Source organism: Labrys sp. WJW, from assembly GCF_001676615.1.
Classification (GTDB): domain Bacteria; phylum Pseudomonadota; class Alphaproteobacteria; order Rhizobiales; family Labraceae; genus Labrys; species Labrys sedimenti.
The window spans coordinates 32531-53748 of record NZ_LYXZ01000001.1 but is presented as its reverse complement, the minus strand read 5'-3'; the positions used below and the strand labels follow the sequence as shown (position 1 = coordinate 53748).

Below are 21218 nucleotides of genomic sequence, written 5' to 3'. Positions count from 1 at the left end.
TTCCAGAACCGGTCAGGCCACCGGGATGGCGATGCCGAGCGCCGCAAGCGCCACATCGATCTGCGTCACCGAAGCAGGCCCGGCCTCGCCCTTGCGAACCTTGGAGGCGGGGTTGTCGATATGCACGGTGACTTCGCCCGAACCGTAGTCGTCGGGCGCCGTGAAATCCTCCTGGGCGTTGAACCGCGAGGGATCCGTATAGGTGGAGTCGGACGAGGCCGTCTGCGGGAGCTTGGTGGCATCGCCCTTAAGGCCGGCGAGCGTATGGTGCAGATTGCTCACCAGCGTGTCGCGCGCCGCCTTGGGCATGGCGTTGATCCAGTCGATGAAGGTCTGCCGGCTGGTGGGATCGTTCATCTTGAAGCCCTTGAGCTCGCCATATTGGATGAGGAGCGGCACGGGGCTGTAGCCTTCGCGGCTCTGGTTCATGAGGGCGGCGGCGGCTTCCTCCGACAGGCCGGCATGTTCGAGGAAGGCGGTCGCGTCGGCGGTCTCGAATTCGTGATTGTCACGATTGCCCGCCACGACGAACTGGGCGATCACCGCGCCGATGACGACGGCCAGCCCGATCGGCCCGAAGGCTGTGCCGGTGCCGAGAGCGGCCATCACCGTGCCGCCGCCGGCGACGAGGGAGAGGCTGCCCATCGTCGGATCGCCCGCCTTGAAATAATCGACCGCATTCCAGACATCGAAGATCGCGCCGACCGCACCGAGGACCTTGACGGCCGGCTTGCTGCTGGATCCGAACACCTCCACCGTCTTGTTGCCGCCCGAGAGAAGGCCAAAGCCGTGCGAGAGCTCGATCGCACGCTGGCTGACGCCGGCGGCGTCGATCACCATCTTGAGCCCGCCCTTCCAGGTCGGATTATTGGCAAAGTTGACGCCGGTATTGACCAGGCCCGCCAGGGTGGCGGCAGTGCCGATGATGCGCAGGATCTTGCCCGGCGTCGTGTCGTTCTTGAAGGCCTTGATGCCATTGGTGTCGGTGATGTCATCCAGCCCGGCATTGAGCTGGCGCATCTTGCGCTCCACTTCGGCGGGCGTGTCACCGGCCTTTGGCAGTGAATCCTCGACCAGCTTGATGGCCTTGTCGAGCTCGCTCTGCTTGACGCCGAGCATCTTGGCCATGCTGCCGTCCTTGAAGGAGACGAGCGCATCGTCGACCTTCCTGAACGTTGCCGGATTGCTTGGGTCGAAATCGGCGAAGCCGGGGATCACGGTGCGCCGGATCAGCTGGGTTGCCGCTTCCTCGACGATCTTGCGGCCGCGATCCGTCAGACGCAGCGTGCCTGCGAGCTTGTCGAACTTGGGCAGGCCGAGCAGGGTCGGCTCCTGCGTCAGCGTCATGTTGAGCGCCATCGCGGTCTTGTCGTCGGCGAGCAGTTTGGCGACGGCGTCGTTGGCCTGTTTCTGATACTGGGCCAGTTCGGGCGGTAGATTGCCCAACTGGTCGATCTGGACCAGGAGCTTCTTGCCGTCCTCGCTGATCTTGGCGGCGAGGTCCTGCTCCTTCTGCTGCCATTGCGGGCCCTTGCCCGTCTTGTAGTCGGCGATCGCCTGGGTGAGTTGCTCGGGCGTCATCAGCGGGCCCTTGCTGGCGATCAGATATTGCAGCTCCTTGGTGTGTTCCAGATAGGCATCGACGTCCTTGTTCACGCTGCCGGCCGCAAATTGCTGCACATTGGGAATGACGGTTTCATCGACCGGATAGCCGAGGGCAAGCGGGTAATCCAGGCGCGAGCCGCCGGCGATGGCCTGGGGAATGGAATTGATGTCGTAGCTTCCGATCTCGGCGAAGCGCGCGACGATGGTCGATGCGCCTGGGGCATCGCCTATCTTGTCGATGATCGCCATCAGGTTGGACAGGCCTTCCATGCCGATCAGATCGGTGCCGACCTCGCGCTGCCGCGTGGCATTGGCGGCCTCGATGATGGGCAGGGCTGCCTGCATCAGCTTCACCGCCAGGTCCGGATCGGCCTTGTCCACCAGGCCGCGCAGATTGTACATCATCGTCGCAGCATCGCCCTGGTCGCTGACCGCCGTCTTGGGATCGTAGTCCTTCAACTGCTGCGTCGCCTCGTCGGCGGCTGCCTGGATGAGGGCAAGGGCATCCTGCGAATTCGCGATGGCCTGCTTCACCTCGGGCGTTGCCTTGGTGTAGCCCTCGGCCATCTTCTCGAAGGCCTTGCCGGGGCTGCCTGCGGCCTTGGCGTCGTCGATGATCTTGCGCGCCGCGGCTTCCACCTGCGGCCCGGCATGGCCGGAGGGGCGCAGGGCGATGCCGAGATCCTTGCCGGCCGCCTCGATGGCGCTCTGCGCAGGGCCGCCATCCGTCCAGTCGCGATCGAACAGGCGCTGCAGCGCGGCCGGCCGCTCGGCTTCCGGCAAGCCGGCCAGATAGGCTTTGGTGTCGGCAGTGAGCTGTTTCTGCTCGGCCGCGAAATCGTAGGTCGGGTCGTCGGAATCGGCGCCCTTGTTGCCGCGTTCGTAGAGGCCTTTCGCAAAGGCCTCTTCCGGATCGGTCTCCAGCCCGCGCTCGTGAATTGCCGCTTCGGCGCTGGCCTTGGCCGGCCCGCCATCCGACCAGTCATAGGCAGCGATCCTGAGGGCAGCCGCCTGGCGCTGGGATGGCGGCAGAGCATCGAGATAGGCCCCGATATCGGCCTTGATCGCCGCACCACCGGCCTTCAGCTCCTCCAGGGAGATGCCGTCCTGGTAGCCGAGCTTGTTGCCCTGGCCATAGAGATCGTCGAGGAAGGCCTTCTCGCCGGACGGCGCGCCGCCGGTACCGGCCGGGGACTTGGCAACCAGCTCGGGCGCGCTTTCGGGGACGATGATCACATCATTGGGGTGGATCAAGTCGCCATTGGCGTCGAGATGCCCCTTGTTGGCCGCGATAAGGTCCGCGAACTTGACGTTGCTCTCGGCGGCGATCTTCCACAGGCTGTCGCCCTGTTCGACGATGACCGTCTTCTCCGTTTTCGGATCGAGCTGCTTGGGCCCGCCGGCATCGGCCCGCTCCCGCACGGCCTTGTCGATCTGCGATTCGAAGAATTTCTGCTGCTGCGGGGGGAGCGCGAAGCTCACATTGCGGATCGGATCGAAGCGAAACCGTGCGTTCGGATCTATGCGAAAAGACATGCTGCATTACCCCGCCAGAGTCAGTCGTGCCATGGCGACGGCGCATCCGCCGCGAGCGGCTGCGCGGCCAGTTTGTGGGCAGCACTATGACCGGGGGTGGATGATGGTTTGATGACACGCCGGGACCATCCGGCGCGGGTCTGGTGGATTCCGCGAGGCGATGGCGGACACCGCAGATCCTGGACTGGCCCCTCGTGAAAGCCTGGACTATCGTCGTATATCACGTGTGATATCGGCGAGTTGCTTGCCGGGAAATTTCCATCTGCGATGGTCGACGGCGAATCGTCTGATCAAGATTTGGGGCCGGCATGGGTACGATCTGGCAATCACTTCTGGCAAATCTTGCACTCGTCTCGATTTTTCTGGTGGGATGGGACATCATTTCCGATCTCGCCAGGCGAACATCCAGGAAAGTTCAGGACCTCTTCCTGGGTGCGGTGATGGCGGGTGGAGCCGTGATATCCATGCTGTTGGCTATGCCGATTGCCTCCGGCTTCATCGTCGATTTGCGGTCCGCCTTCATCGCTTCCGCCGCCTTTTTCGGGGGATGGAGAGCGGCGGCCTTTACGACCCTGTGCGCGATCGCCTTCCGGCTCTATCTCGGCGGCGCAGGGGCATGGCCAGGCGTGATGGGCATCCTGATCTCGGCGGCTGTCGGGCTGGGCTATCATTATTTCATTGGCGGCCGACGCCGGAAGTCGGTGGATATCCTGGGGTTGGGCGCTGCGGTAGCTGCGGGCAGCGCCATCGGCTTCGTGCTGTTTCCTTCATATGCCGGTATCGAGATTTTCAAACAGGCCGGCTTTCCGCTGTTGTCGTTCATCTTCGTCAGCCAGATCATCATTGGGGTCCTGCTCGACAGGCAATGGCGCCGACGTGAACTGGCGGAAGCCAATTTGATCTTCAGTGCGATGGTGCGAGAGCTGCCGGACTGCCTCAATGTGAAGGACAGTCAGGGTCGCTTCATCGCCGCCAATCCGGCAACAGCCAGATTCATGCGGGCTGGCTCGGTGGATGCCCTGATCGGCAAGACGGATTTCGATTTCTTTCCCCCCGATCTGGCGGAGAAGTTCCGACAGGACGAAGTGTCGACCCTGGAGCGTGGCGAGACGGTGCGGATCGATCAGCCGGCCGTTTTTCCGGACGGGCGGAAGGGCTGGGTAGCGACATTGAAGGCGCCGTTCCGCGACGAGGGCGGGCGTATCGTCGGCATCATCACTTATAATCGCGACGTTACGGAGCAGAGGCGTGCAGCCCAGCTCAAGAATGAATTCATCTCCACCGTCAGCCATGAATTGCGGACGCCGCTGACCTCGATCCGCGGTTCTCTCGGCCTCATTGCCGCCGGTGTCTCGGGCACACTGCCTCCCAAGGCCGCCAACCTCGTCAAGATCGCCCACACCAACAGCGAGCGGCTGGTTCATCTCATCAACGACATCCTCGACATGGAAAAGATCGAGTCGGGCAAGATGGTGTTCCAGGTCGCCAGGACGGCGCTGCGGCCGATCTTGGAGCAGGCCATCGCGGGCAGCACCAACTACATGTCCGAAAAGCAGATCCGCATCGCCCTGATGGACGATGCTCCCCGGGCGGAAGCCGTTCTCGATCCGGATCGGCTGCATCAGGTCCTGGCCAATCTCCTGTCGAATGCCATCAAGTTCTCCCCGGACGGCGAGACGGTAATCCTCCGATTGCAGCGCCAGCAGGGCAGAAAGCTGCGCATATCGGTGATCGATCGCGGCGGCGGCATTCCCGATACGTTCCAGGACCAGGTTTTCGAGAAGTTCGCCCAGGCCGATGCCTCGAGCACCCGCAGCAAGGGCGGTACCGGGCTTGGCCTGAGCATTGCCAAGACCATCGTCGAAAAGCTCGGCGGTACCCTGTCTTTCGAAACCGGAGAGGGAACCGGCACGGCCTTTCACGTCGAGCTTTCCGAAGCGGAGCGGCCGCCCAGGCCGGAGCCCGCCGTCATCGTCCGCAAGCGGGACAATCGGCTGAGGGTGCTGATCTGCGAAGACGAGGCGGACATCTCCGCCGTGCTGGCCATGCTTCTCGATGCGGAAAACTTCACGAGCGACGTCGCTCCCGACATCGCCTCGGCCAAAACCCTTCTGCGAACACGCGACTATGTGGCGATGACGCTGGACATCAAATTGGCCGGGGAGTCGGGCATCGAGCTCTTCCGCCATATTCGAGCCTCCGCCACCAATGCGAACATCCCCGTCATCGTGATATCCGCGGTCGCCGACGAAACCCGGCGCTCCCTGAACGGATCTGCGATCGGGATCGTGGATTGGCTGGAGAAACCCGTCGATCCCGACCGTCTTCATGCCGCGCTCGAAAAGATCGTCACCCGCAAGATCGACCGCCGGCCCAATATCCTGCATGTCGAGGATGACGAGGGTGTCCTGACCGTGATGTCGGAGGGATTGGGGCCGGATGTCTGCATTTCGTCGGCTCGCTCCTTGGCCCAGGCCCAGGAGGCGATTGCACTGCAGCGCTTTGATCTCGTCATTCTCGACATTGGGCTGCCGGACGGGTCTGGCCTCGACCTGCTGAAGGATTTGCCCCTCGATACGCCGGTCATCGTGTTTTCGGCCGTGGAACTCGACCAAAATCTCGGCGATCGCGTCAGGGCCATCATGACCAAGACCAAGACGTCCGAGCTTGATGTGGCAAAGCTGGTCAGGAACTTGCTGCCCACCTTCGATATTCATATCCACATGACGACATCGGGAGAGTGAAGCGATGCCGACCAAGATCCTTTATGTCGACGATGAGGATGATATCCGGGAAATCGCTCAGATCTCGCTGGAGCTCGAGCCGCAATTCGAGGTGCGTTCGTCCGCCTCGGGCTGCAAGGCGCTCGTCGATGCCGCGGAGTGGCAGCCGGATCTGGTCTTGCTGGACGTCATGATGCCTGGCATGGATGGCCCCGAAACGTTGCGCCAGCTGGCTGCATCATCCCGAACGGCTTCGATTCCCGTCGCCTTCGTCACTGCCCGGACCCAGACGCATGAGGTCGTGCAATATCGAGCCATGGGTGCCATTGGCGTGGTTGCAAAACCGTTTGATCCCATGACCTTGGCGAAGGATGTGAAGAGATTGCTCCAGGAACGCGGCTCAGGTCGACAGCTTTTGTGAAGGTCTGACCGGTGCGGTTCATGCGGACAGGGTGGAACAACCGGGCCTATGCGATAGCCTTGGTCGCTGCCGTGGAGGTCATGGCTTTGTCTCCATTCATATCGGTTGCCTCCGCTTCGGAGGACAAGCAATGGTCTTTTCCCATGGCGGGTCTGACGGCTACGCCCGACAAGCTGGTCGTCATCGGCGTGAAGGAGAATGGGCTTTTCAAGCCGACCGAGGTCGTCCGGCCTCAGGAGGACGGCGGCAAGCAGCCGGCACGGCCGGCCTCCTTGCCCTTCGAGGCTAATTTGCTCCCTCTCCTCGATCATCGCATTTTCGGGGTGGAGGAGCGTGTCCGGCTGTCGCCGGATGCAGCGGGCGTCGTCATCCGATGCTCCCGGGGACATCGACCGGCCGGCGTGGTGTTCGGCGCGGCCGGATACCGGCTTCCGCCTGGCATGCGGGGCGTGTTGCTCATCGAAGGGCAAAGCTCGACCGGCTTCGGCCTGGCCCTGACCGCTCCGGGCCAGGACGCGCCCGATGCTCCGCCCGGCGGCATGCAGTCCCTTCCGGCTTCCATCCCCTCGGCGAGCTGGCGCAACACGGACGGCATCCGCAACCTGGTGGTGACCTGCCCGCAGGATGATGCCGTGGCGATGATCTCGGGTTTGCACCTGGTCCCCGATCGTATCGGGGACCATCGGGGAACCGGGAGCTGGATTTGGGACCTGCGGCCCTGGCTGGCCGATCCGGACCGACTGGTGGAAGAAGCCAGGCGCGCGAGGGTCGATCGCCTCTATCTGCAATTGCGCATCAAGGATGGACAGGTCGAGGATGCTGTCCGGATTGCCCGTTTGATCGACATCCTCGGCCGCGCCGATATTGCCGCGCATGCGGTGGAGGGCGATGCGGCGATGGCCACGCCAGCCGGGCGTGCCCATGCGCTCGACCGGGCCAGGATATTGCGGCGCTTCAAGCAGGCCGCCCCCGGGATACGTTCCTTCCAATACGACATCGAGCCCTATCTCCGGCCCGAATATGCTGCCGATCGCGCTGCCGGATGGCGGGAGTGGGCGGCGACCGTCAAGGCGCTCTCACAGGTGCTCGGGGAACCCGTCGAAGTCGTGGTGCCCTTCTGGATGTTCGATGATGTCGCGGGCGAGCAGGCCCTGGAGAGCGTGCGTGGATCGATCCAGGCAATTGCTGTAATGGCGTATCGCACCGATCCTGCCGTCGTCGAGCAGATAGCGCAGCCATGGCTGAATTGGAGGGGCGCTGATGCAATTCCGGTTGGCATCGCGCTCGAGAACGGTAGGGTTCCCGACGAATATCACAGAACTTATGTTCGAGCGCCGCACGGCGAGGTGGTGCTTGATCGTTCGGGAGAGGGCGTAGTTGTACGAATATTGCCTGAACAGATTTCAGATTCAAAAACTAAACCTGTTTTTTCGCTAAGTCATGAAGTTGAGGTGAATTCATCGCGAATCAGCTTTATGAGTGCTCCTCAGACCCTGGCAGAGGCTCGAAGAAGGCTAGAGCGGACATTGCCGGCATGGCCTGGGTTCGGCGGTTTGCTGGTCCATGAATTGTTGAGGTCGGGGCCGTGACGGTTGACGTGGGACAGTCCAAGTGAGTGCTGCAAAGACAAAGGTCCTGATCTGTGACGATGATCCCCTGCTGCTGGAACTCATGGAGTTCCGGCTGCAGGCAAAGGGCTATGACGTCGTCAAGGCGGTCGATGGTGCGGAAGCGCTTTCCCGGGTGGGCGGGGAGCGGCCGGATATCGTCGTGCTCGATGCCATGATGCCGAAATCGGACGGATTCGAGGTTCTGGCCCGCATCAAGAACGATCCCGACCTGTCCGCGATTCCCGTCGTGATGCTGACGGCCCGCAAGGGAGAAAAGGATATCGTTTCGGCACTGGAGAAAGGTGCGGACGACTATCTGGTCAAGCCTTTCATTCCGGAGGAATTGTTGGCGCGGCTGGCACGCCTGGTTTCACGGCGGCAGGGCAGGCGCGGATGAAGGGGCGGGCGGGCGCCGTCGCATTGACGCTCCTTCTGGCGCTGGGGCAGGCTGCGTCCGCCCAGACGCCCGACGAGCTCTATGCGTCCGGCGTGAAGGCCCGCCAGCAGCAGCATTTCGACGAGGCTGCCGACCTGTTCAAGCGTGTATTGGCGCAAAAGCCCGATAACACCGACGCTCTCGTGCAACTGGGCTTCGTCGAGCTTGGCCGTAACGATCTCGCGGCTGCTCGTGACTCCTTCTCCAAGACGCTCACTCTCGCGCCCGCCTATGCGGATGCCAAGTTCGGGCTCGCGGAAATCGAGTTCCGCTCCGGGAATTTGGATGCGGCGCTCGGGCTCGTCGAACCGCTTGCGAAAGAGCATCCCGATAATGGCGATTTTGCCCAGCTCCTCGCCAATCTCCGCAAGGCGCAGGCGGCGAAGAAGCAGGTGGTGACCGCCAGACCCGTAAAACCCAGCCCCGCCAAGGCTTCTCACCCGTCCAAGCCTCCCCCATCCAAGCCGCGCCCGGACCCCGTTGCGGACTTGCTGGAGAAGGGCCGGAAGCTCAGAAATGCGGGGCGTTTTGCCCAGGCCGAGCAGATCTACCGCGATGCCCTCAAGCGGGCACCGCGCAATACGGACGTGTTGGTGGCACTCGGCCTGGTCGCGGGCTTCCAGCAGAAATTCGGCGAGGCGGACCGTTTTTTCGATGAGGCTCTGCGGATCAAGTCCTCTTTGCTGGACGCCAGGCTCGGCAAGGTGCGGCTCGCCCTCTGGCAAGGCGACGTCGCGCTTGCCAGGGCCCGTATCGACGCCATTCTGACCGAGGCACCCGGCAATTCTGAAGCCCTTGTCCTCGAGGGGCGGATCGCCATGCTTGAGGGCGACCATGTTCGCGCTGCCCAGGCCTACCGCCAGGTCCTGGCGCGGGAGCCTCGCAACGGCGAGGCCCTGGTGGGGCTTGGCGATATCAGCCGGGCAGAGGGCGATGACGATGCGGCGCGGCAGGCCTATCGCCAGGCTTTGGCCATCGAGCCCAATTCGCAGGATATCGCGCAGAGGCTGGCCGTGCCGCCGCCTCGCAAATGGCGTTTCGACATCGGCAGCGAGGTCAGCGCCTTGACGGCGGGCCAGGGAAACTGGACGGACAGCATCGTCGGCCTGTCCTACCGCCTGACGCCCAGCACCACCTTATCGGGCAAGACCCGCCTCGCCACGCGTTTCGGACAGACGGACGTACAGGTCGAAGGACGTATCGACCATGCTTTCTCCTCCCGGTTTTCGGCCTATGCCCTGGTGGCCGCGACACCGAGCGCGGATTTCCTGGCCCGCTATTCCGTCGGCGCCGGTGCTTCCTGGCAGGCGGTTTCCCGCACGAATGGCGTCGGCCCGCTGTTTCTCAATGTCGATGCCCGCTATGATGATTTCGCAGACACGCGGGTGACGACGATTTCGCCCTGGATCCAGGGTTATGTCTTCGATGGCCGTCTCGGCCTGTCGGCCCGCTGGGTCCATGCGCGCGATGATGCCGATACCCGGGCCGACGGCTATGTGCTTCGGGCGGATGTGGTGGTGACGCCTCGATTGTCGCTGTTCGCGGGCTATGCCGATGCTCCCGAGATTTCCGACGGCTCGCTGGTGCCAACCCGCTCCGTCTTCGGTGGGGCTGCCTATGATCTGACCGACGACCTGACGCTGCGGGCCAGCTTCGCCCATGAAAGGCGGCGAGCGTTCGATCGCAACACCTTCGGTCTTGGCCTGACTGCCCGGTTCTGATCATGCTCTGGCTGATATGGTCCATTTCGATTGTCCTGAGCCTCTTGTCACTCCTGGTCATGGGCATCCTGATCCTTCGGCGCATGCTCAAGCAGCGCCGGAAGGCAGCCGAGGCACAATCCGGCCAGAACGTGCTCAGGGCATTGATCACCTTCTCCCACGACCGCGATCGCGAAGCGCTGAAGCGAGTGATAGCCGGCGTCCCGCCGCGCGTGGCCCTGGATGCGGGTTTCGAATTCCTGGCCCTGTTGCGGGGAGACGAGCATGATGCGGTCATCGCGCTTTTCGCCGAGTGCGGACTACCTGCCGAGGCAGGTCGCCAGCTCCGCAAGGGCAACGCTGCCGCGCGCATTCATGCCGCCGAGATGCTGGCCAAGTTCAAAGGGAACGACACGACGGCCGCGCTGCAGATGGCCCTGGAACGGGATCGCTCGCGGGAGGTCCGTTTTGCGGCTGCGATCGCTCTTTGCGACCTCGGCGCACTGCCTCCACTCGACACCGTCTTGCGCCACATCGGCCTGACCGGCCAGCGCTCGCGGCGCCTGGTCGATTTGTTCCGGCGTCTGCCCGCCGATCGTTTCGACGAGTTGAAGGCCCATATCGCCCGTCCCGATACCACGGCCTTCGTCAAGTCTGCCGCGATCGAGGCGCTGGCGCGGACAGGCGATCACCGGCTCAACGACCTCTTCCAGCGGGCAGCCAGAGAGGCCATTCCCGACGTCGCGGCTGCGGCTGTCCGGGCCTTGGGATTGCTCGGGCATCCCGATGCCATACCCGTTCTCACCGAGGCCATGGCCCATGGCGACTGGAGCGTCCGGGCCGAGGCCGCCGAAGCCGCCGGTCGCCTGGGGTTGCCGGATTTCGTCGCGCCTCTGGTCGCTCTCCTCGACGACGAGATCTGGATGGTCAGCTATACGGCAGCAAAGGCCATGCGGGGTATCCCGCGCTTGGGCGAGGACAGGTTGCGCGAAGTCGCCGCGGGTGAGACCTCCCTCCGCCAGCGCATGGCCTCGCTCGTTCTCGCGGAAGGACCTGCATGATGTCGGACTGGTCTCACTACGCTACCGTAGGGGCGGGCATTCTCGCCTGGCTCATCATTGCCCTGGGCCTGATTCAGACGCTGGTCTATCTGCTGCAGCTTTTGGTGGCCGCCTATGCGCTTTCGCGGCGGCCGCCCGTTACGCGCTCGGCCCTGTTATGGCATCGCTATGCCGATATCGCGCCGCCCATCGCCCTGATCGTGCCTGCCTACAATGAGGAAATGAACATCGTCGAGAGCGTCCATTCGATGCTGGCACTCGAATATCCCAATTTCGAGGTCGTGGTGGTCAATGACGGCTCCAAGGACCAGACATTGCAGCGTCTGATCGAGGGCTTTCGGCTGGTGAAGTTCCAGCGGCCGCATGAAGACGCCCTCAAGCACAAGCCGATCCGTGGCCTCTACTCCTCGCCCATGAACGAAAGGCTGTTCGTGGTCGACAAGGAGAACGGCGGCAAGGCGGATGCGCAGAATGCCGGCATCAATGTCTGCCGGGCTCCGGTCTTCTGCGTCATCGACGGGGACTCGATCCTGGAGCCGGATGCGCTGATGCGCGCCGTGCAGCCCTTTATCGAAGATCCGGAGCGTGTGATCGCGGTGGGGGGGACCATCCGCATCGCCAACGGTTCGCGCATCGAAAGCGGCCGGGTCCAGGAGGTGAAGCTGCCCGCGCGCTGGCTGCCGCTGTTCCAGATCGTCGAATATCTGCGGGCCTTCCTGATGGCGCGGCTGGCCTGGAGCCGTATCAATACCCTGATGCTGGTCTCCGGTGCCTTCGGCGTGTTTCGCCGCGCCGAAGTCGTCGCCGTCGGCGGCTTCACCAAGGGTTCGATGGGCGAGGATCTCGATCTCGTCATCAAGCTACATCGCCACATGATCGATGCCGGACGGGCCTACCGCATCCAGTTCATTCCCGAACCGGTATGTTGGACCGAGGCACCGGAGACGCTCGGCGTTCTCGGGCGGCAGCGTTCGCGCTGGCAACGTGGCGCGCTCGAATGTTTCTTTCGCTATCGCTCGATGCTGTTCAGGCCGCGTTATGGCCGCGTAGGCTTCCTTGGCCTCGGTCACATCCTGGTGGTCGACGTGCTCGGGCCGATCGCCGAGGTGCTGGGCTATGTCCTGATTCCGGTAAGCTGGTTCCTCGGCTTCCTCTCCACGCCCTATATGCTGGCCTTCGCCGCGCTGGTCTTCGTCTATGGCGTCTGCGTCAGTGTCGGGTCCCTGGTGCTGGAGGAAATGGAACTGCAGCGTTTTCCGCGAGCGCGTGACATCGCCATCCTGACCCTGGCCGCCGTGGTCGAGAATTTCGGCTACCGCCAGCTCAACAATTTCTGGCGCATCAAGGGGTGGTGGCAATATCTGCGCGCCGACCAGAACTGGGGCGAGATGACCAGGACTGGCTTGTCGGGGGCACGCAAATAGCGCTTTGCGGCACCCGTCAGGCCAAAGCAACTTCGAGCTCGGCGATAAGCCGGGCGAGCAGCCGGTGAGCGGCCGCTGGATCCGTGCCCTCGGGTGCCGTGAGGGCCGTTTCGAGCTCGAATGCGCAGCGGCTTATTTCGGGAAACCCGAAAGTGCCAGCGGCGCCTGACAGCGAATGCACGATCTTGACCAGATCCGCTTGTTTTTCCGGAGGAATCGGCATTGGATCTCCGGCAAGCGTCTTCAGGGCGGCGAGTTGCCCTTGCGCGCGTTCGACGAACCGCAGCCGCAGGCGCGCAATGGGATCTTCAATAATCGAAGCCTCCTGTGTCCGAAAAGAACCGCATCCATCCTACAGCGCCGGGCGGCATGTGCAGCACACAATCTATTGGGCGCGAATTCGATCCAGATTCATCTTGTCGTTCCTGTAGGTTGCAGCGAGTGGCATGCAGCTTTGAGGTGCAGCCTTCCGCTCGCCGGGGCGAGCCGGCGCTTCCTGTCTCAGGCATTTGTCCAGCCGCCGCTTGGTGTCAGCGGCCTTGCGTTCGGCGGATTTGACGTCGTCGGCCTTCATGTCCGCGGCGTTGGACCTGAAGGTGAAGCAACTCTTAGAAGGGCTGGTATTGCCGGCATAATTGCAGTTTCCGAAGGTGAAATAGATGCGGCCACCGACATCGACGACTTCGTAACCGCCGACATTGCGCTGATAGGTCACCTTCTGGAATCGCCGCAGCTTGATGCAATCGGAGGGAAGCGGACGCCCTGCCTTGATCTTGTCGAGGGAGACGAAAAGCGTGCAGGCAGGCTGGTCGGGATATCGCGTGTATTTCTCGCCGAGCATCTGGGCAGATGCCGATGTCGCTGCCGCAAGCGACAACGACAAGATCGTGACGAGAGACGAACTATGCATGACTCGCTCCTACTCAACCGTGGCTGCACAAATGTGATCACCCCGGTGTGGAGTAAGTGAGGCCTACAGCATCGAACCTGATTTCTGAATCAGGCTCGATGCTGAAATTCCTTGTTGCCGCATCTTTTTTGCCGAAAACCGCTACCCACTTTTCGGCGCGATGCTCTAACGCTGCCTGCGAGTCCTTGCAGGCCGGTTTTGCGCCGATCCGGCCCGCCGATAGGGCCGCGAAACCGCTTTTCTAGCCTTGGATCCGGCGCAGCACGGCGTCACAATGGTCGACGAAGGCGTCGGCATGCTCCCGGGCGAAACAGAGGGGCGGGCGGATCTTCAAAGTGTTGCCATAGGCGCCGGCGGCGCCGATCAGGACACCGCGCTCGCGCAGCCCGTTGATCATGGCGCTGGCCGTTTCCGGCGCCGGTGTCTTGCTTTCGCGGTCGGTGACGAATTCCAGGCCGATGAACAGGCCCGCGCCGCGCACTTCGCCGATGGCAAGATGGCGATTGGCGATCTCCCGCAGGCTGTCGCGCAGATAGCGGCCGACATCGCGGGCATTCTCGATCAGACCTTCGTCGCTGATAACGTCGAGCACGGCGAGGCCGGCGGCGGCGGCTACGGGATTGCCGCCGAAGGTGTTGAAATATTTGTCGCGGGCATTGAAGGCGGTGAGCAGGTCTGGGCTCAGCGCCATGCCGCCCATGGGGAAACCGTTGCCCATCGGCTTGCCCATGGTGACGATGTCGGGGACGATGCCGTGCCGCTGAAAGCCCCAGAGAGCATCGCCGGTGCGCCCGAAACCCGGCTGGACTTCGTCGGCGATGAAGAGGCCGCCCTGGGCGTGTACGGCGGCGATGACCGGTGCCAGCAGGCCGGGCGGATCGGCATGGACGCCATCGCTCGAGAAGATGGTGTCGGCGATCATGCCGGCAAAGCGGATGCCCTTGTCCGCCATGTCCGCGATTGCCGCGGTCACGGCGGCAGCCATGGCCTCGCCGGGATGCTCGTCCGGCTTGCGATAGCTGTCCGGAGCGGGGACGGTGCGTACATGCGGCGCGAGCGGCCGGCCGGGTCGCGACGACGGCGAGATGTCGGTCACCGCCGCCGTGTTGCCGTGATAGGCCATCTCGGAGACGATGAAACCCGTGCCGCCGGTGGCTGCCTGGGCGACGCGCAAGGCCAGGTCGTTGGCCTCGCTGCCGGTGCAGGTGAGAACCACATTGCCGATCGGGGCGGGCAGGGTCGCCAGCAGGCGCTCGGCATAGCTGTCGACCACCGCATTGAGATAGCGCGTGTGGATGTTCAGCGTGCCGACCTGGTGCCGGATCGCCTCGACCACGCGCGGATGGCAATGCCCTACCGATGGCACATTGTTGTAGACGTCGAGATAGCGCCTGCCGTCCGCCCCCTGGATCCACACGCCCTCGGCGCTCACCGCCTCGATGGGCTCGCGATAGAACAGCACGGCGCCATGCCCGAAAGCACCCAGGCGCCGCTCCACGGCGCGGCGCGCCTGCTCGTCGCTCGGTTCGGCCGCCTGTGGGTCATAGGCGTTGAGGGCGAGGATTTCCTTCTCGATCTGCATGGCAGGGTCCGGACGGGTTTCGATGGGCTGGCCGACATCTCGCCGAGGAGATGCGCAACTTTGCAACCACCATCGAATTGTGTGTGAGGTTCCACAATCGTCAAACACGCTCAGCACACAATTTGAAGAATATCGACATCCAGTTCCACTGTACCCAGAAAACTATACGAAAACCGACATGGATTTTATCCATTTGGTCAAGAAAGCAAGCGGTCGCGGGAAGGCGGTATTATGTGGATGTGAGGAAAGTTCCGCATTTTTTGTGGACATTCCACATTTATCGGAACAAGATCATGGAAGAGGACGCCAAGTCCCCTTTCCAGCAGCGACGCCAATTGGTGGGGTTATCGATGGCAAGCGATGCGCCGTCCGCGGAGAAGGAAGACAGATATCCCCGCTCGGCTCAGCCGAACCAGGAGCGGGACCGGCTTTCCAAGGAAGTGCGCCAGCAACGCATCATCGCCCAGCTTTCCGCTGCGCCGACCTTGAGGGCCTCGGAACTTGCCGCTGCCCTCGGTGTCTCCGGCGAGACCATCCGGCGCGACCTGCTCGAACTGCATGAACAGGGCCTGATCAACCGCACCTATGGCGGTGCTTCCCGGCCCTTCGCCCACGAACCCTCGCGCAGCGACCGTCGCCATGTGATGATTGCCGAGCGCGAGGCCATCGCCGCCGCCGTCTCGGCCATGATCCTGCCCAAGGAAGTGCTGATGCTGGGCGGCGGCACCACCACCTATCACGTTGCCCGCTTCCTGGCCGCGCGCAACCGCGACATCACCGTCATCACCCATGACTTCGCCGCCGCAATGGCGCTCGGCACCAATCCGACCATCCGCGTGCTGTTCTGTGCCGGCCGCCTCCACGCCAGCGAAGGCTATCTGTTGGGATCGCAGACCATCGCCAGCATCAATGGCTACGAGGCCAATCGCGCCATCGTCGGGGCCACGGGCCTGGGCGCCCGCGGCATCTATGATGCCGACGAGGAAGCCGGCGCCGTCTACGCCGCCATGGTCCAGCGTGCGGCCGAGGCGATCGTGGTGGCCGATCACGCCAAATTCGATCAGCTCGCGGTCGCCATCTGCTCGCGCTGGGATGCGATCGACCGCCTGGTCACCGATCGGCAGCCGCAAGGCTCGCTCGCCGGTGGCCTCAAGGAGGCCGGCACCGAGGTGATCGTCGCCGGTCCGCGAAGCGAGAATACCGGGGAGGGGACACGCTGACCCTCCACGCCAGGTGGCCGCAGAGCCGCTGACAGGCCCGGTCATCACCAGATTGCCGGCCAGCCATAACAAGACCGAACATCATCCAGACAGACGGAACGGGGCCACCTCATGCATCATCCTGCCATCCGCACGCGACCCGCGGCATCACGGCCGATCCATATCGGCCGGCTCACGTTGGAAATCACGCAGGCCGAGGGAGAGCGGGTCAGTCACTGCGAGCCGGCCAAAGGCGCAGGCGAGGCCTGCTACATGCTCCTGGTTCCCCTGAGCGGGAGGCTGCACTATGCGCAGGCCGGTCGTACGGGCAGTGTCGGGGCAGGAGAATATGTACTGCTCAGCCAGATGGAGTTTCACGAATTCGCCGCGCAGGCGAATACCACGCTCATGATCCTGCGCATTCCCGTGCTGGAATTGCGGGGACGGCTGACATCGGTCGACGACCACATCGGCCGCCGCTTCGGCGCCAATGTGCAGATGACGCGCCTCATGGTGGATCTGCTGCGCAGCGTCGCAGAGGTCTTCGTCGATTGCCCGCCGCCCAATCCCGAAGCGCTCGCCACCGAGATCTTCAGTTTCGTAGCCCTCGCCATCGGCGCGGAGGACCGCGGTTCGACCGTCGATGTCCGCAATGCGCGCTACCATCTGCGCCGACGCATCTTCGAGTTCATCGAGAAGAATCTCGGCGACCAGGAGCTGACGCCCCGCAAGATCGCCGCCAGCAGCAGGATCTCGCTGAGCTATCTCTACAGCCTGTTCAACGACGACGACACCACTGTGAGCCAGTTCATGCAGCTCAGGCGCCTGCAGCGGGCCTATGAACTGCTCGTGGCCGATCCGGGGGGACGCCTCACGGTCTCGGAGATCGCCTATCAGGTCGGCTTCAAGAACGTCTCGCATTTCTCCCGCAGCTTCAGCCGCCAGTTCAGCATGGCGCCGCGCGATGCCCGTCGTTCCGCGCAGGAGACGCCTGAGCTGAAGATGCCGCTGCCGGCGGTGGAGACGCAGGAACGCTTGCCGCGCCGCGGCTTTACGGCCCATACTCTGCAGGCTTCGCCCTGATAGCAGTTCCGGGTGCGCGGACGTCTCGTCCATAGGCGTTAACTTTGCGGGATTTGGCGCAGATCTGGTGGGTCGATCTCCAGATCGACCATCTTGGAAATGCTGCATTTGCCGGCAGGAAGATGCCGATCCCGCTCCATCACTTGATGGAGCTGAGGAGATCGGCGCACCAGGTTTCGCGCGCCTTTCCTTGCAAGGTTAGCGCCAATGGACGTTTCGTCCGCGCCTTCCCTGTCTCAAGCGCGGTGCGTCTCAAGAGCGGACGAGACGTCCGCGCACCCAGAAGCAAACTCAAATCTGCCGCAGCCAGCTTTCCCAGCGCGGGTCGTACATGACCTGGCGCGCGCGCATATATTTCCACACGCCATATTTCTGATAGTCGAAATCCCAGCTGTTGAGTTTGCGGTTGACCACCGCCCAGCTCGCCCATTTCACATCGGCCAGGGCTCGGTTGAGCATGACGCGGGCGACCATGTCGGGCCGGACGGAACCGCAATATTCCTCGATCAGTTCCAGGGTCTTGCGCTCGTCGTAGAACATCTCGGCGAACAGCACGCCGAGCTCGTAGGCCCGTTCATTGTTGGAGGCGAACTCGTAGTCGATCAGTTTCATCGGCCTCGAATTGGGGGCGCCATCGGCACTGATCAGGAAGTTGCCGGGCATGGGATCGTTGAAGCAGGGCACGAGATCGAGGCCGGAGGCCAGGAAGGCAGCCTTGGCCTGGCGGTAGCGGTGCTCGATCCACGGCATGGCCGGCGGGAAATGCGCGCCGAGTTCGCGGCCCTGCTCGATATGCTCCTCGATCATGTCGAAGATGGTCTTGGTCAGGCCGAGCGCCGGGCTGGCATGCAGGCGGCGATAGATGCCGAGCACGTCAGCCTGGATGGCGGGATCGGAGAAATCGGCATTGGTGCAGGCCCGGTAGCCGTCGAGGAATTCGCTGATCTCCAGGCCGTCGGCCGCATCGAAGAACACCACTTCCGGCGCCACGTCGATGGCATGGGCGTTGCGGGCGGCTTCGTTGGCGGCGACGCGGTCGATGAACATTTCCGAGCCCGCGCCGGGCACCTTGATGAAGTAACGCCTGGTATCGCCTTCGATCTCGGCAACCCAGTTCTGGTTCATCAACCCGCCGACGAGAGCCGTGTAGTTGATGTTGCGGCCCTGCCAGGACGGCACCCTGGCGACCGCCTGTTCCAGGCGGTGTTCGGCTTCGCTGGCGGCCTCGCCGAGACGTTTCTTGACCGACATCAGATCCTCCGCAGCGCTTCGCCGAAACGCGGCGAGTGCACGGCCATCCGGCAGCGCACCAGGCGCCAGCTGGCGAATTTATGAAATTCCAGGGTGTTTCGCGGCGAGCGGGCGGCCACCAATGTACCGATCAGGCCCCAGCGCAGGTCGTCCGCCACGCCATAGAGCCAGGCGCGGTTGTAGGCGGCCTCTTCGAAGCCTCCCTGTGTGCGGGCGAAGGCGTCGCGTGCCTCCGGCTCCTGGTCGAAGGCCTCGGCGAGGAAGCTGCCCATATCTTCGAGCGGATCGGCGTTCCCGGCGCGATCCCAGTCGACCAGACGGATCTCGCCGGCCTCGCTGATCATGATATTCGAGACATTGCCGTCGCCATGGCTGGGCACCGGCGCCTTTCGGCCTGGCGCCAGCGCTGCCCCGGCATAGCGCAGTTCCGCCAGCAGCCAGTCCGCATCGGCAGGCAATTGGCCTTTGGCCGCGCGGGTATCGCGATGGAAGCGTTCGATCTCGTCGAATACGCTGCTGGTTCGGGAAAGCGCCGGACCTTCCTGGAAACGTCGGCGTGCGGCTAGAACGCGATCGACGACGTCCTGATCGAGCAGGCGCTCCAGGGTGGCGGTACGCCAGCCGGCGTCGAGATCCTCCATGACCAGGGCTCCGGCATTCTCATCCGCCACATGGACATGGGGGCCGATGCCGAGTTCCGAGGCCCGCCGCGCCGCCTGGAAGGCGCAGGCGACGTCGATATAGAAGGCGGCGTCGGGATGCATGAGCTTGACGAACAGGCTTTCGCCACTCGCCTTGTCGCGCACCCGCCAGGGTGAACCGTCGACACCCCGCCAGCTCGGTGAGGCAAGCACCGGTATGGCGGGCTCCGTCGTGATCGTACGCGCTGCCCAGCCGGGCAGCTGCCGGACATGGGATTCTACCCGTGCCCGCTCCTCCTCGAACATGCTCATTCCGTCGTCGGTCCCCCGGAACCTTTGCGATATCGCCAAGACCTTTGCGAAATCGTTTGGAATCGCAAAGGCATGTCGAAACTAGGAGCTAGAGCAGGAGCGTTTCGTTTGACGCATTTTGCCCTAGCGATGGTGATTTTGGAGGCGATGGCGCAGGCCAGTGCCCCGAGCCTATCTTTGCCGCGAAAGGCTGCGGTGAGGATGCCTGATGCTCCATGATTTCTTGTCCGGCAGACCGCGCCCCTACCCGACCTTCTGCAAAACCCGTTAGGTCGGCGATATCACCGGCGCTCGAATCCGCGCCGGAACAGGGAGCCTTCCATGTCCATCACCAGCCTTGTCGCCATGAGTGTCGGTGAGATCGTCGACGCCTATGCGGCAGGGGAGCTATCCCCGGTCGAGGTCACGCGCACGGTGATCGAACACGCCGAGGCGACCAATGTCGCGGTGAACGCATTGTTCTGCCTGCGGCCGGACGAGGCGCTCGCCACGGCCCGGGCCTCCGAGGCCCGCTACCGTGCCGGCACGCCGGCCGGCGTGCTCGACGGCATCCCGGTCACCGTCAAGGACAGCGTCGCCATGGTGGGCTGGCCCTATACCCACGGCATCGCCGCCAATCGCGACCAGCCGGCCTCTACCTACAATTCGCCGCCGGCCCTCGCTCTCATGGAGACCGGGGCTCCCATCTTCGCCAAGACGACCATGCCCGATTGCGGGCTGATGGCATCCGGCATCAGTTCGCTGCACGGGATCACCCGCAATCCCTGGGGCCTGTCCTGGAACACCGGAGGCTCCTCGGCCGGCGCCGGCGCCTCGGTCGCTGCCGGCATGGGGTTCCTATCGGTCGGCACCGATATTGCCGGCTCGGTGCGCCTGCCTGCGGCCCATTGCGGGCTCGCCTCGCTCAAGCCGAGCCATGGCCGGGTGCCGCATCTGCCGCCCGATACCATGCGCATGGCCGGCCCGATGGGACGGCGCGTCGAGGATATCGCCCGCATGCTGAGCGTGCTGACGCGCCCCGACGAGCGCGACACCTGGAGTTTTCCGGGGGACGGTATGCAATATCACCGGCATCTCGAGCGCGACCTCAAGGGGCTGCGCATCGGCGTCCTCACCGATATGGGGTTCGGGCCGAAACCGGAACCCGCCGTGCGGGCCGCCGTGGAGGCCGCAGGCCGGCTGCTGGAGGGGGCAGGGGCAATCGTCGAGCCCTTCGTCTCGCCACTCGATCACGACGCCTATGCGCCCATCGACCTCTATCTGCAGGTTCGGGGCTTCGTCGAGTATAGCGATTTGCCGCCGCATGACGGCAACGGCATCAACCACTATGTGCGGGACTGGGCCCTGCAGGGGGCTTCGCATTCGGGCGAGGATCTTTTCCGCAGCCTCGGTGCCATCACCAGGATGAAGGCAGCCCTGCTCGCGGCCTTCGAGGGCTGGGATTATGTGATCGCCCCGACCCTGCCCGTGGTGAATTTCCCCGCCGAGGAACCGGGCGTCTCGCGCGAGGTACCGCTGGCGCACACCGTGTTCACGGCTCTCTTCAACCAGACGGGCCAGCCGGCCTCCACCGTCTGCACCGCCTTCGACGAGCGGCATCTGCCGATCGGCATCCAGGTCATCGGCCATCGCTGCGACGATCTCGGCGTCCTGCAGGTGACCAAGGCGCTGGAGGACCTCAGGCCGATCACCATGGACTGGCCGCTCCAGCCCCGGGCATGAGG

The 21218-nt window shown here is 63.7% G+C and carries 16 protein-coding genes; 10 read left to right on the top strand and 6 right to left on the bottom strand.

Annotated features, from left to right (window positions below; all coding sequences use genetic code 11):
• Positions 1–12: 12 nt before the first annotated feature.
• Entirely contained in the window at positions 13–3141 is a 3129-nt protein-coding gene (locus BA190_RS00200; RefSeq protein ID WP_068281399.1) for a LysM domain-containing protein, read from the bottom strand.
• 308 nt (positions 3142–3449) lie between these two features.
• On the opposite strand from BA190_RS00200, the gene BA190_RS00195 reads away from it, so the two are divergent.
• From BA190_RS00195 to BA190_RS00165, 7 genes are all read left to right on the top strand, one after another.
• Positions 3450–5885, top strand: coding sequence for an ATP-binding protein (locus BA190_RS00195; protein WP_068281398.1), 2436 nt, complete (start codon positions 3450–3452; stop codon positions 5883–5885).
• Between the two features lie 4 nt (positions 5886–5889).
• Positions 5890–6285 (top strand): response regulator, encoded by a 396-nt coding sequence (locus BA190_RS00190; RefSeq protein ID WP_068281397.1) that lies wholly within the window; start codon positions 5890–5892, stop codon positions 6283–6285.
• A 449-nt stretch (positions 6286–6734) separates the two neighbouring features.
• Complete coding sequence (locus tag BA190_RS00185; RefSeq protein ID WP_156771299.1) at positions 6735–7874, top strand: hypothetical protein; 1140 nt, start codon at positions 6735–6737, stop codon at positions 7872–7874.
• Positions 7875–7896: 22 nt separating this feature from the next.
• Positions 7897–8292 carry a response regulator transcription factor gene (locus BA190_RS00180; protein WP_068281395.1) on the top strand — a complete coding sequence of 132 codons (396 nt, stop codon included), beginning with the start codon at positions 7897–7899 and terminating at the stop codon, positions 8290–8292.
• Complete coding sequence (locus BA190_RS00175) at positions 8289–10052, top strand: YaiO family outer membrane beta-barrel protein (RefSeq protein WP_068281394.1); 1764 nt, start codon at positions 8289–8291, stop codon at positions 10050–10052. The genes BA190_RS00180 and BA190_RS00175 overlap by 4 nt, the downstream gene beginning before the upstream one ends.
• A gap of 44 nt (positions 10053–10096) precedes the next feature.
• Entirely contained in the window at positions 10097–11092 is a 996-nt protein-coding gene (locus BA190_RS00170) for a HEAT repeat domain-containing protein (protein WP_245314460.1), read from the top strand.
• Positions 11089–12516, top strand: a complete 1428-nt coding sequence (locus tag BA190_RS00165) for a glycosyltransferase (RefSeq protein WP_068281392.1) — start codon at positions 11089–11091, stop codon at positions 12514–12516. The genes BA190_RS00170 and BA190_RS00165 overlap by 4 nt, the downstream gene beginning before the upstream one ends.
• Before the next feature lie 16 nt (positions 12517–12532).
• Here BA190_RS00165 and BA190_RS00160 read toward each other — a convergent pair whose 3' ends face one another.
• From BA190_RS00160 to BA190_RS00150, 3 genes are all read right to left on the bottom strand, one after another.
• Positions 12533–12802 (bottom strand): Hpt domain-containing protein, encoded by a 270-nt coding sequence (locus BA190_RS00160; RefSeq protein ID WP_256390515.1) that lies wholly within the window; start codon positions 12800–12802, stop codon positions 12533–12535.
• Between the two features lie 99 nt (positions 12803–12901).
• Positions 12902–13426, bottom strand: a complete 525-nt coding sequence (locus tag BA190_RS00155) for a hypothetical protein (protein WP_156771298.1) — start codon at positions 13424–13426, stop codon at positions 12902–12904.
• A gap of 241 nt (positions 13427–13667) precedes the next feature.
• Positions 13668–15008: an aspartate aminotransferase family protein gene (locus BA190_RS00150; RefSeq protein WP_068281389.1), complete on the bottom strand. Its 1341-nt coding sequence runs from the start codon at positions 15006–15008 to the stop codon at positions 13668–13670.
• 293 nt (positions 15009–15301) lie between these two features.
• On the opposite strand from BA190_RS00150, the gene BA190_RS00145 reads away from it, so the two are divergent.
• Complete coding sequence (locus BA190_RS00145; RefSeq protein ID WP_245314459.1) at positions 15302–16228, top strand: DeoR/GlpR family DNA-binding transcription regulator; 927 nt, start codon at positions 15302–15304, stop codon at positions 16226–16228.
• A 111-nt stretch (positions 16229–16339) separates the two neighbouring features.
• Positions 16340–17290, top strand: coding sequence for a helix-turn-helix domain-containing protein (locus BA190_RS00140; RefSeq protein ID WP_068281388.1), 951 nt, complete (start codon positions 16340–16342; stop codon positions 17288–17290).
• A 291-nt stretch (positions 17291–17581) separates the two neighbouring features.
• On the opposite strand, the gene BA190_RS00135 is transcribed toward BA190_RS00140, so the two are convergent.
• A complete protein-coding gene (locus BA190_RS00135) occupies positions 17582–18541 on the bottom strand; it encodes a choline kinase family protein (RefSeq protein WP_068281387.1) in 960 nt (319 codons plus the stop codon).
• A complete protein-coding gene (locus tag BA190_RS00130) occupies positions 18541–19494 on the bottom strand; it encodes a phosphotransferase (protein ID WP_068281386.1) in 954 nt (317 codons plus the stop codon). The genes BA190_RS00135 and BA190_RS00130 overlap by 1 nt, the downstream gene beginning before the upstream one ends.
• A gap of 321 nt (positions 19495–19815) precedes the next feature.
• Between BA190_RS00130 and BA190_RS00125 the strand changes: the two genes are divergently transcribed.
• Positions 19816–21216: an amidase gene (locus tag BA190_RS00125; protein ID WP_068281385.1), complete on the top strand. Its 1401-nt coding sequence runs from the start codon at positions 19816–19818 to the stop codon at positions 21214–21216.
• The last annotated feature ends 2 nt before the right edge of the window (positions 21217–21218 follow it).

What these genes read in the sequence shown, in the direction of transcription:
- BA190_RS00200 (WP_068281399.1), bottom strand. Translation starts at nt 3,141, where the DNA reads ATGTCTTTTCGCATAGATCCGAACGCACGGTTTCGCTTCGATCCGATC.
- BA190_RS00195 (WP_068281398.1), top strand. Translation starts at nt 3,450, where the DNA reads ATGGGTACGATCTGGCAATCACTTCTGGCAAATCTTGCACTCGTCTCG.
- BA190_RS00190 (WP_068281397.1), top strand. Translation starts at nt 5,890, where the DNA reads ATGCCGACCAAGATCCTTTATGTCGACGATGAGGATGATATCCGGGAA.
- BA190_RS00175 (WP_068281394.1), top strand. Translation starts at nt 8,289, where the DNA reads ATGAAGGGGCGGGCGGGCGCCGTCGCATTGACGCTCCTTCTGGCGCTG.
- BA190_RS00165 (WP_068281392.1), top strand. Translation starts at nt 11,089, where the DNA reads ATGATGTCGGACTGGTCTCACTACGCTACCGTAGGGGCGGGCATTCTC.
- BA190_RS00155 (WP_156771298.1), bottom strand. Translation starts at nt 13,426, where the DNA reads ATGCATAGTTCGTCTCTCGTCACGATCTTGTCGTTGTCGCTTGCGGCA.
- BA190_RS00150 (WP_068281389.1), bottom strand. Translation starts at nt 15,008, where the DNA reads ATGCAGATCGAGAAGGAAATCCTCGCCCTCAACGCCTATGACCCACAG.
- BA190_RS00145 (WP_245314459.1), top strand. Translation starts at nt 15,302, where the DNA reads ATGGAAGAGGACGCCAAGTCCCCTTTCCAGCAGCGACGCCAATTGGTG.
- BA190_RS00140 (WP_068281388.1), top strand. Translation starts at nt 16,340, where the DNA reads ATGCATCATCCTGCCATCCGCACGCGACCCGCGGCATCACGGCCGATC.
- BA190_RS00135 (WP_068281387.1), bottom strand. Translation starts at nt 18,541, where the DNA reads ATGTCGGTCAAGAAACGTCTCGGCGAGGCCGCCAGCGAAGCCGAACAC.
- BA190_RS00130 (WP_068281386.1), bottom strand. Translation starts at nt 19,494, where the DNA reads ATGAGCATGTTCGAGGAGGAGCGGGCACGGGTAGAATCCCATGTCCGG.
- BA190_RS00125 (WP_068281385.1), top strand. Translation starts at nt 19,816, where the DNA reads ATGTCCATCACCAGCCTTGTCGCCATGAGTGTCGGTGAGATCGTCGAC.